This window comes from Cupriavidus sp. IDO, assembly GCF_000812465.1.
Taxonomy (GTDB): Bacteria; Pseudomonadota; Gammaproteobacteria; order Burkholderiales; family Burkholderiaceae; genus Cupriavidus.
On sequence record NZ_JWMA01000150.1, the window covers coordinates 1 to 10,709 of the forward strand.

The window sequence follows — 10,709 nt, forward strand, 5'->3', positions numbered from 1 at the left end:
AGAGGAAGGCGCTGGCCATCGTCGCAAGACGATGGCGAAACCGGCCTTAGTGAAGCAGAAAGTCAGCTTTGTTCCTGTTTGAGCAGGAATGAGCAAGTCTGACGGAACGGTAGGCGACAGCGGAAGTATCGAAGCGTCGCATCGCCCACCGAGCGCACTACCGTCCCCGAGGCCGTAGCCGCCACTCGTGCCGGGCCTTCGCCCGGTTCTGCAGGCGACGCCGCCGGGCCGGTTACTCCTTGCCGCCGAACGGCTGCGGCTTCAGCGAGCCGAGGTAGGCCACCAGCGCGTTCATGTCGGCGCCACTGACGTTCTTGTACCAATCAAACGCCATGGGCGGCTTGTAATGAAAGCCGTTCCTGCCTGTGCCTCGGATTGCCTGGGCGATCTCTTCCTTGCTCCAGCCCTTGAGCCCGCTCTCATGCGGGGTCAGATTGCGTGCCACACTTTCGCCCCAGGGTCCTTTGAACACCTGGCCGCCAGCGCCCAGGCGCGTGAGCACCAGCATGCCCTTTTCATCCCGCGGCGTGTGACACTCCATGCAATGGCCGATATCGGCGAGGTACTGGCCATACTTGATCGTCTCCCTGGGAGAAGGCGCGCGAACGTCTTTCACGGCCGGACCGTAGTCTGGCGGTAACGGGATGCGGTACTCGGACTTCCTGACGGCGTTCTTCACGGGCGGCTGCACCCTCAGATAAGCGATGATCGCTGCCAGGTCCGCGTCAGACATGCGCCGGTAGAACTCGATCGGCATCGGCGGACCGATGATGCTCCCGTCCGGCCGGATGCCTTCCCGGATCGCCTTGCCGAGCTGTGCATCGGTCCATTTTCCGATCCCTGTTTCAGGATCTGGGGTGATGTTGGGCGCGTAGGCTTTGAACGGCGGCTCATCGAAGACCATGCCACCTGACAAGCCCCTGGAAAAGACCGGCGCCCCATTCTCCGCCCGGGCAACATGGCAATTGCCGCAAGCCACCACCCCCTCCATTAGGTATTTGCCACGCGCGATGCGCGCCTGGTCCTGTGCGCTGCTTGCACCAACCTGAGACATCAGAAGCAAGCCTGCGGCCAATCGCAAGAGCATCGCCATGGTTCCCCCCTTGTTCCGATTCCAGGCCAGGCGGCCCGGAGTGGCTCCGGTGAAGTATCGGCAAATCCTGCCTGAATGGAATCCTCCAAACAGGGGAGGACATGCCCGGAGCGATCGCCCGCTTGCCTGCGTGATCCCCCTCCGGAGAGGGGGAATTGGTGGCCGCCGGCGGAAGCGCTGATGCCGAATTTTCATTGAACCGGAAGGCGGATATGGCAAGCCAGGTGGCGATGCGGCCGCTTTAAGTCATCGAGCTGTACGGCGCTTCGCACCGGGACGCGGGGGCCCAGAAGCGCGACAGGTAAAAGAATGAAGTCCTTGCCTCCGCCGGTATTCCGATCAAGCGATACAGCTCCAAGGACGTTGATTTCCCGGTGATCTTGCGGGACTACGCTTCCGTGGTCTCGCCGCCTGCCACTTGGCAGGAGGCAGCACGGGGAGCACCTGCGGGCGATGCGGTGCGGACTGGGAAAGCTGAGGCGTGATCCCGCTTCCCGACATTCAACTCCCCTTCCATACCGGCGGCCGCCGGCTCACGAACGCATCCACTCCTTCGCGAAAATCGCTGCTGCCGTAGCACAACCGCACCAGGTCATCCGTATCGGCCACCGCTTCCACGGTTTGCCGCCGCAACGCCTCCTTGACGACCGTCTGCGTAACAGGCGCCAACGCGGCAAGCCGGTCGCATAGCGAAGCGACTTCGCCCTCCAGCGCCTCGGCAGCATAAACGCCCTCCAGGAAACCACATGCCAGCGCGGCGTCGGCATCCAGGATCTGGGCCAGCAGCAGCATGCGGCGCAGCGGCTGCAAGCCCCAGGCCGCGCGCAGCCTGGCGAGGTTCAACGCCGACAGCGTGTTGCCCAGCGTGCGCGCGATCGGCACGCCGAAGCGGGCGTTGGGGGTGGCCACCCGAAAGTCGCAGGCGGTAGCGATGGCCAGGCCGCCGCCCACTGCCCAGCCTTCGATGACCGCCACGGCGGGCATCGGCAGTTGCTCGATTAGTTGAATGCCCTCGTCGATGCGCGCTTCGTAGGCAACCCCGTCGTCCCCATTCGAGAATTGTTGGAACTGCGCGATGTCGGTGCCCGCGACAAAGGCCTCGCCGCCTGCGCCGCGCAGCACCACCACGCGCGCGCCCGCGTTGCCTTCCGCAGCGAGCGTGCGGCAATGCGTGGCGAGCTGCGCGTACATGGCCCAGGTCATCGCATTGCGCGCGGCCGGACGGTCGAGCGTCAGCGTCGCGATCCGCCCCTGCACCGTGAGCCTGACTTCTCCGTCGCTGCCCGGACCGCCTTCTGACGGCAGCGCGGCGTTCATGCGCCGAATGCGCCGGCGACCGCCAGCGACTGCTGTTCGTCTTTCGAGAGCCCGAGCTCGGCCAGGATTTCCCCGGTGTGCTGGCCAAGCAGCGGCGGCGGACGCCGTACCTGCTGCGGCGTGCCGCCCATCTTCACCGCGAAGCCGATATTGGGCACCTTGCCCTCGATCGGATGATCGATCTCGATGCGCATCTGCCGATGCCGGCCGTGCTCGCTGTCGAAGGCCTGCGGGTAGGTAAGGATCGGCCCGGCCGGGATGCCGGCTTCGAGCAGGCGCTCGATCCAGTAGTCGCTGCCGTGCTCGGCGAAGCTCTGCTCCAGCGCGGCGATCAGTTCGTGCCGGTTGGCCAGTCGCAGCGCCACGGTGGCAAAGCGCTCGTCTTCGAGCAGGTCGGGCCGGTCGAGCGTCTGGCAAAGCAGCTGCCACAGCTTCTGGTTGGTGGCCCCCATGACGAAGTAGCCGTCGGCGGCCTTCATCGCCTGGTAGGGCGCGCTCATGCGGTTGGCCGTGCCCAGCGGCTCGGGCTCGCGGCCCGTGCCCCAGTACTCGCAGGTGTCCCACACCGAGAACGCCAGCGCGGAATCGAACAGCGACGCATCGACGTACTGCCCCTTCCCCGTGTCCTTCGCACCGATGTAGGCCGCCAGCATGCCGTAGGTCGCGAACAGCGCGCAGCCGATATCGGCCACCGGCACGCCCGACTTCACCGGTGCGCCGCCCGGATAGCCGGTGACGCTCATCACGCCCGACATGGCCTGCGCCATCAGGTCAAATCCGGGCCGCCCCGCCCACGGTCCGCTCTGGCCAAAGCCCGAGATGCTGCAGTAGACCAGCTTCGGATTGATCCTGGCGAGCGTCTCATAGTCGATCCCCAGGCGCTTCATTACACCGGGGCGGTAGTTCTCCACCAGGATGTCGGCCGTTTCCGCCAGGCGATAGAGCACCTGCCGGCCGGACTCGGTCTTGAGATCCAGGGTGACGCTGCGCTTGTTGCGGTTCATATTGAGAAAGCCCATGCTGTCCGGGCCCTTCATCTTGAAGCCCATGGAGCCGCGCGTCTGGTCGCCGCCCTCGGGCGGCTCGATCTTGATCACGTCGGCGCCGAGGTCGGCCAGCAGCATGCAAGCGTAGGGCCCGGCCATGACCTGGCTGACGTCGAGCACGCGCACGCCGGAAAGCGGCAAGGTGGATGCAGGCGCCTGTGCGCGGGAATCGCTGGAATCTGTCATGGGGTACTTCCTGGAAAAATGGATGGGCTGGCGTGCTCGGGCGCGACGGCTCCCGGCCTTCAGCTTTCAGCCTTCACGCCGGCGTCCTTCACGACCTTGGCCCACTTGCTCGACTCGGAGGCGATAAAGGCGCCGAACTGCTGGTTGGAGCCGCCGGAATCCTCGGCGCCGAAGCTCCTGAGCCGTTCGGCGACGTCGGGCATGACCAGCACGCGATTGACGTCTTCGTTCATGTGCTGCACCAGCGCCGGCGGCATGTTCTTCGGGCCCACCAGGCCGTACCACGACGCCGCGTCCAGGCCGGGGAAGCCAGACTCCGCCAGCGTCGGCACATTGGGGTGGCTCGCCGCGCGCCGCAGGCGGGTCTGCGCGATCGCGATCACCTTGCCTTGCTGGATGAAAGGGGTGGCGGCGGTCATCGTGTCGAACGCATAGTCGATCTGGCCGCCGAGCAGGTCAGCGATCAGCGGGCCCGATCCCTTGTAAGGCACGTGCACCACGTCGATTTTGGCCTGCAGCCGGAACATCTCCAGCGCCAGGTGCTGCGCCGAGCCGATGCCCGACGAACCGAAGGACACGCGCCCCGGGCGCTGCCGGCACAGCGCCACGATCTCCTTGACGGTGCGCACCTTCTGCTCGGGACGGCAGGTCAGCATGTTCGGCGTGACACCCACCATCGAAATCGGCGTGAAGTCGGTGCGCGGGTCGTACTTGACGTCCAGCAGCGCCGGGGCAATCGCGTGGCTGTTGACATGCGCCATCAGCAACGTGGTGCCGTCTGGCGGCTGCTTGGCCACGTAGGCGGCGGCGATCGCGCCGGTGGCACCGGGCTTGTTCTCCACCAGCACGCTGGTGTTCCACATCACCCCGAGCTTCTGCCCGATCACGCGCGCCAGCACATCGGTACCGCCGCCCGGCGCGAAGCCCACCACGATGCGCACCGGCCCGGCTATGTCGGCAGCGCGCACGAGGCCGGGCACCGCCAATCCGGCCGCAGCCGCGAGAATGAATTGCCTGCGGTGCATTGCGTGTCTCCGTCGTCATCGTTATGGAGCCCATCATCCGCAATGCGTGCGCCGCCGGCTATCGCTATTTGGGGGATTCTGGTTTCGCGTTTTGCGCAAGCACCGCCAGCACGCCGAGCGCGGCCGAGGACAGTGTCCCATGGGGCCGATGGCACAGCACAAACTGCCGTTGCGCCCAGGGTGCGGCGATGGGCAGCCGTACGAAGCGGCTCCCGCCCGCCACCTCGCGCGCAATCGCCTCCGGCATCACCCCGCCACCGAGGTTCTGCGCCACCAGCGCGGCAATGCTGTCGAAGCCGCTCACGCGCATGCGCATGCGCAGCACGCGGCCGGCCTCCTCCGCCTGCCGCTCCAGCACGGTCGAGATCGCCGAACTCTCGCCGAGCACGATCAGGTCGCAGTCCAGCACGTCTTCCGGCGCGACCTTGCGGCGCCGGGCCAGCGCATGACCGCGTGCCACCACCAGCACCAGCCGGTCATCCCGATAGGGCTCGGTCGGCAGCTCGACTACGCCCAGGCTGCCTTCGTAAATGCCGATATCCACGGTGCCGCGACGCAGCGACTGCTGGACTTCCAGGCTGTTCATCTCCTGCAGGTCGATGCGCACGCCGGGACAGGCCGTGGCGCAGCGCTGGATGTCGAAGGGCAGGAACTGGATGACCGCGGACTTTGGGGCGGCCACGCGCACCACGCCCAGGTCGCCGCCGATGAAGGAGGCGGCGTCGTCCTGCATGCGCTGGACGGTGTGGGTGATGCCACGGGCGTGGGCCAGCAATGCGCGGCCGGCTTCGGTCAGGGCCATGCCGTGGGGGAGACGTTCGAACAAGGCTACGCCGAGTTGGGCTTCCAGTTCGAGGATGCGCCGCGATGCGGCCGCCGGTGCCAGGTGCACGCGCCCCGCGCCGCGGGTGATGCTGCCGAAATCGGCCACCGCGATAAAAAGCTGAACGGTGGTCAGGTCGAAGTGCAGCCGGCTGCTGCGCACGGGCGGCGGAAACGTCACGATGGTCGGGCGCTTAAGCAGGCATTGTTGCGAGGGGCGAGCGACCGATTGGGGAGAGACGGAACCGTTACGGGCGCCTTGGCATGCGGTCGCCCTATTCTCCACATATCAAGCGGCGTCAGCAAGCGCGGACATCCCGCATTTCCCTGGCGTGTCGGCCATCTGCGCTGGCTAGCGCCCGCCGCCGTGCCCTAGCTTTCTCTCGAGCTGTCGTATCTGCTCGCGCGCTTCATCGCCCTCAGGAATCGGCTTGCCGCTGTCGCGCCATTGCACGGCAGCCTTGAAGCCTTCCGCCTGGGCATAGCGCCGGAACCACAGCCCCTCGGGATTGTGCCGGGTAATGCCGTCGAATACGGTTGCCAGCGTCTGGGCCTGCTCCAGCCCGGCGGCCTGCATGAACTGGTTCACGACGAGCTTGTGCATGGCCAGATGCCCACGGGGCACGCCGGCGATGCGATTGGCCAGCCTGAGCACGGCAGCGTCGAGTTCATCTGCCGGGACCGCCTCGTTGGCCAGCCCCCAGGCAGCAGCGGTTTTTCCGTCAATCGTGTCGCCCGTGAACATCATCTGCTTGGCGCGCGTCGGCCCGAGACGATAGGTCCACATGGCTGTGGTCGGGCAACCCCAGACGCGCGTGGGCATGTAGCCGATGCGGGCGTCCTCGGCCATCACCAGCAGGTCACAGCTCAGCGCGATATCGCTGCCTCCGGCGACAGCATGCCCGTGGACCTTGGCGATCGTCGGCTTGGTGCAGCGCCACAGGCTCATGAAATCGTCCGTGCATTGTTTCATGTAGGCATAGTCGACCATCGGGTCCCAGGGGTAAGCCTCTTGCTTGGCCGGATGTTCCCCCGACGTTTCGGCGAACAGCGCCAGGTCGTAGCCGCCACAGAAGCCCTTGCCGGCGCCTTCCACGATGATCACGTGGACTTCGTCGTTGGCTTGCGCCCATTCGACGGCGGCGCGAATCTCGCCCGGGGTCTCATCGTTGATGGCATTCAGCCGCTCGGGCCGGTTCAGCAGCAGACGTGCGACACGCGGGGCATCGGGGTCCTGCCCGATCATCAGAGTGGAAAACGTTGGCATCATTGGCTCCGGGTGGTTAGAACAAGACTCACAAATACGCGGCGAGCGGAACCGTCATCCCTGACCGTCATCGCCGCCCGACTTTTCACACTCCAGGTCCGGCATACCGGAGCCCGTTACCGCGAAAGGCTTGCCTCCCGGCCATGCTCTCGCACCCGGGATAAATCCAGCACCTGGATGGTGTTGTTATATGACAGCCGCGGCAAGCCAGCGTCTTCGCATGGCAAGCGCCGCAAAGCATGTGTACGCGTCCGTGCAGAATCCATCACGCAAGCGCATTCCCGGATGGGGTGTTTGTACCGCTCTGTATCACGCTGCGGCATCGATACGCGTTCCGACAAAGTCGACCCACCCCTGCTACAGGCGCGATACATCGAACGCCTTTAATGCTTTCCATGGCCCCGCGGCAAGCAGCAACCAGCAGCCTCCGCCGGACCTGCACTCAACCCAACTGCTAAAGGAAATCGATCATGACCTCCACCAACATCGCCAAGCGTTTTGTCTTCGCCATCGCCCTGGTTGCCGCCGCCGCCGGCGCACAGGCCGCCGGGCTGTCTCACGTCGGCGCACGCGACCCGTTCACGGACGGTGCCCGTTCCGTCAGCGATGCACGTGACCCGTACACCGAAGGTGCGCGCTCGGTACAGGAGCCGCGCAACCCATATAACGACGGTGCACGCAAGGTTGATCCGTTCTACGACGGCGCCCGCTCCATGGCCGGCCTGGACCGGACGGGCGTCTCGGCGGAGCCGGCGCGCAGCGTCGATCCCTATCTTGATGGCGCCCTCGCGTGACGCGCTGCCCGGGTCATTTCGAAGTTGGAAATGACCCGGACCTCCATGCGATATCGCCTATGCCAAGGAAATAAACATCATGCGGTCCATGCTACCGACCCAACAGGCGACGACGGAGAACGTCGTCACGGCTATCCATCACCATGACATCGTCGAGGCGTACACGGCAACGATCGCTCCGCAACGCGTCGCCGTGCTCCATATGCTCTACCCGCGCACCGACGCCCGCACGCATCACAGCCTCGACGCGCTCGTCAACGCGCTGCACCTGCGTGGTCTGCATGAGGTCGCGGAGATGGTGAGGAAGGAAGCTCACTACCTGGTGTTCAAGGCTCCCGCCCAGGCCTGGAGGGCGCTGCACGAGATCCGCAATGATTCACTGGCGATCGGCGTGCACCTCTATTACATGGGGCAGTCTGGCGAAGCGGCCGAGGCCGCGCTGGACAGGGATGCGCATTGGGCGGGATTTTGAGTTGTTGCCAGCGATGGTGCCGTTACGCCACCAGTGCCCGCAACTCGCGCGCCATCGCAGGAGTCACCTGTCTGGCACACCTGGCAAGATTGACTTGCATGGCCGTGGCCGCGACTTCGACAAGGACCGGGTCAATCCGGTAATCACGCTGATCCAGCCACACGAGAACATCCCGCAAGTGCCACAGGGTGCTGCTGCCTTCATGCACCGGTGCCGGGAAAGACTCCGGATAGCCGATCATCAGCTTGCGCATGTTCTGGCGGGACATGCCAACGGCATCGGCGATATCGGTGAGTCCCACCAGGTCGGGCGCCGCTTCGATCAGCGTGGCTGACGGCATGGCGCGCCGGGCATCGGCAAGGGCGCTCACGATGGCAGCGTTGGCGGATTCGGCTTCGCGGTCAAAGGCGAGCGCGATCCGGCCGACCACGCCAGTTCCTACGATCGCGTCGTCACATCCGGCTTCGTAGAGCCGTTCGACCAGCGTGTCGGGATCGTTGTCGTCCGGCGACAGTTGGTATCTGAGGGTGAATGAGTATTCCATAGCGAGGTCCTCTTATGCAGCCTAAGCGGCGTTGCTTCCTCGTACCGATACGAGCAGTTGTCCACGATCCGCCTTATCGGTCAGCGTGGTTGAACGGACTCTTCGGCGTGCTATAGATGCTGAAAACACAGAACTCGCCGCCGCGGCATCCCTTTTCGTCGGGCTGGCAGTAGATGCGCCCCCACGCATGTCTGTTTCCCTTCGCCTTATCAATGCGCCAGCCTTGCGACTCCGCGTACCTTAGCGCGTCTTCAACTTCCTTCTTAGGGTGTTTGGCACGGACCATTCATATCTCCGAGGCTAGATAAGCAACCATAGGTTGTCAAGTGACAACCCAGAATTAAGCAAAATCCGGGTGCATCGGAAAAGTGTCGTGCCATGGATGTAAGGCCACGTTGAGACGACTCTGGAATCAGCGATTCAGCCGGCGAGTCGTTCTTGCCGCCGAGTTCCCTGTACCGAGCCTCCCGCCAGCTCCGTAGGCGATGGCGGACCAGTTACGGCCGGCCTCGGGATGCGGAACTCGGACTTGCTCGCCGCGTTCTTTGGAGGGTCTCAGCGTGCTGAAAGCAAGAGGCCATGAGGCAAAGTACCAATGCGCCCTGCTTGAACCTATGAGGCGCGACCGTTCCTCGTTGAGCGCCTTCGACAAAATCAACGAGCCACCTATGTCAGATTGAATTGGTTGATAGGCATACGGCTCTGACCGTACGCCTACCTCTAGCCTGCGCAATTACAACGCATTTGCCTGTACCGAGGCCAAGGCTTCACACGTCATCGCCAATTGCTCGGCGAGCGCGGTTGAAGCCGATGTCATTGGCAAACGCAGTTCATCGGACAACCAGCCATGCCTGGCCAGTAATGTCTTGACCGGACCTGGGTTAGGTTCCGCAAACATGAGCCGAATCAGCGGCGTCAGGACATGAAAAAGGTGGCGGGCGACGCTCAGGCGCTGGTCAGCCACTGCGCGCCACAACGCCGAGAAGAGGTCAGGCCGGATGTGCGCCGACGCAATGATTGCACCCTGGCCGCCCATGCAGAGCGTGGTAAGCAGTTGGTGGTCCTCTCCCGCAAGGACGGCCAGGCGGCCATCGGCGATTAACGCCTGCGTGGTTTCAGCGTTACCGCCGCAGTCCTTGATACCTCGAATATTGCCGTGGTTCGCCAACGACAGCAGCATTTCGGCGCTCAGCGTCACACCGGTTCGATAGGGGATGTCATACAGCACCAGCGGTGCCCGAGATCTATCGGCCAGCTCGCGAAAGTATGCCTTCAATCCTTCCTGCGACGGTCTTATGTAGTACGGTGCAGGCGCTAAAACCCCCGCCAGCGGACGTTCGCCAATCCTGTCCAGACGGCTCAGCACATGCCGGAGATTGTTTCCCGCCAGGCCCATCATGACCGGCAACTCCCCGGCCTCGGCCAGCACGGTATCCAGAACGGCCAACTGTTCCGCCTCATCGAGCGCGGCGGCTTCGCCGGTGCTGCCGCACACCACCAATCCCGCCAGGCCGCTGCAGCGGTAATGGGCTACTAGCCGCCGCAGCGCGACGTGATCCACCTCATTGTTGCGAAAAGGGGTAACCAGGGGTAGCCAGATACCACGATAGAGATACTTCACTTCTTGCATTGCATGCTCCGGATCGACCGATTCGGAAACCGCACAGGCAAGCGACAGAGCAAGATGCGCTCAAGACAGTCAGGGAGGGATTGGCAAGCCGTCTTCTACACTGATGCTGTTCCGTCGCTCAACTGACGGAACAGCACGCTCCGGTCAGATGAGCGACTGTTTTTTGGATTTGGCGCGCGCGCCCCACTGCGGTTGGTTCGCAGTGAGATCAAGAAAGAGGGAGGCGGGGCGGCGGCTCATGATTGCGTAAATCTATCCGCTTCTCTGCAATCTCGTCAAGCCAGGCTTGGAAAGACTTCCTTCCCCAAGGGGACGACTTACCAGCGCTTGGCGAGCGAATCGATGTTGACCTGGAAGTAGGCGTTGCGCAGGGCGGGCTGGTCGGGCTTGTGTAGGTCTCCCCTCCTCCATGACAGAGATCAAAGTGCGAGAACAACGCAAGCACTTTCAGTACTCGCTGGCTAACCAGCTATTTCGGCACTATGACGTGGTAGGAATTGGGGACTATGTTCC

General features: G+C 64.1%; 10 protein-coding genes. 2 read left to right on the forward strand and 8 right to left on the reverse strand.

From position 1 onward, the window contains the following. Nucleotides 1-232 precede the first annotated feature (232 nt). From RM96_RS29615 to RM96_RS29640, 6 genes are all read right to left on the reverse strand, one after another. Nucleotides 233-1,093, reverse strand: a complete 861-nt coding sequence (locus RM96_RS29615) for a c-type cytochrome (RefSeq protein WP_082016778.1) — start codon at nt 1,091-1,093, stop codon at nt 233-235. 501 nt (nt 1,094-1,594) lie between these two features. Beyond that, nucleotides 1,595-2,410 (reverse strand): enoyl-CoA hydratase/isomerase family protein, encoded by an 816-nt coding sequence (locus RM96_RS29620; protein WP_039015305.1) that lies wholly within the window; start codon nt 2,408-2,410, stop codon nt 1,595-1,597. Further along, nucleotides 2,407-3,642 (reverse strand): CaiB/BaiF CoA transferase family protein, encoded by a 1,236-nt coding sequence (locus RM96_RS29625; RefSeq protein WP_039015306.1) that lies wholly within the window; start codon nt 3,640-3,642, stop codon nt 2,407-2,409. The genes RM96_RS29620 and RM96_RS29625 overlap by 4 nt, the downstream gene beginning before the upstream one ends. A 59-nt stretch (nt 3,643-3,701) precedes the next feature. After that, nucleotides 3,702-4,667 (reverse strand): Bug family tripartite tricarboxylate transporter substrate binding protein, encoded by a 966-nt coding sequence (locus tag RM96_RS29630; RefSeq protein ID WP_039015307.1) that lies wholly within the window; start codon nt 4,665-4,667, stop codon nt 3,702-3,704. Between the two features lie 64 nt (nt 4,668-4,731). After that, the gene (locus RM96_RS29635) at nt 4,732-5,670 is read right to left on the reverse strand and encodes a LysR family transcriptional regulator (RefSeq protein WP_052279832.1); all 939 of its coding nucleotides are present in this window, start codon (nt 5,668-5,670) and stop codon (nt 4,732-4,734) included. Nucleotides 5,671-5,841: 171 nt separating this feature from the next. Next, a complete protein-coding gene (locus RM96_RS29640) occupies nt 5,842-6,756 on the reverse strand; it encodes a crotonase/enoyl-CoA hydratase family protein (RefSeq protein ID WP_039015308.1) in 915 nt (304 codons plus the stop codon). Nucleotides 6,757-7,226: 470 nt separating this feature from the next. Here RM96_RS29640 and RM96_RS29645 point away from each other — a divergent pair, with 470 nt between their 5' ends. Then, complete coding sequence (locus RM96_RS29645; protein WP_039015309.1) at nt 7,227-7,550, forward strand: hypothetical protein; 324 nt, start codon at nt 7,227-7,229, stop codon at nt 7,548-7,550. Nucleotides 7,551-7,629: 79 nt separating this feature from the next. Then, nucleotides 7,630-8,022: a hypothetical protein gene (locus tag RM96_RS29650; protein WP_152624239.1), complete on the forward strand. Its 393-nt coding sequence runs from the start codon at nt 7,630-7,632 to the stop codon at nt 8,020-8,022. Between the two features lie 22 nt (nt 8,023-8,044). On the opposite strand, the gene RM96_RS29655 is transcribed toward RM96_RS29650, so the two are convergent. Next, complete coding sequence (locus tag RM96_RS29655; protein WP_039015311.1) at nt 8,045-8,566, reverse strand: helix-turn-helix transcriptional regulator; 522 nt, start codon at nt 8,564-8,566, stop codon at nt 8,045-8,047. A gap of 733 nt (nt 8,567-9,299) precedes the next feature. Next, on the reverse strand, nt 9,300-10,196 hold the full coding sequence (dapA, locus tag RM96_RS29665) for a 4-hydroxy-tetrahydrodipicolinate synthase (protein ID WP_039015312.1): 897 nt from the start codon (nt 10,194-10,196) through the stop codon (nt 9,300-9,302). Nucleotides 10,197-10,709: the final 513 nt, after the last annotated feature.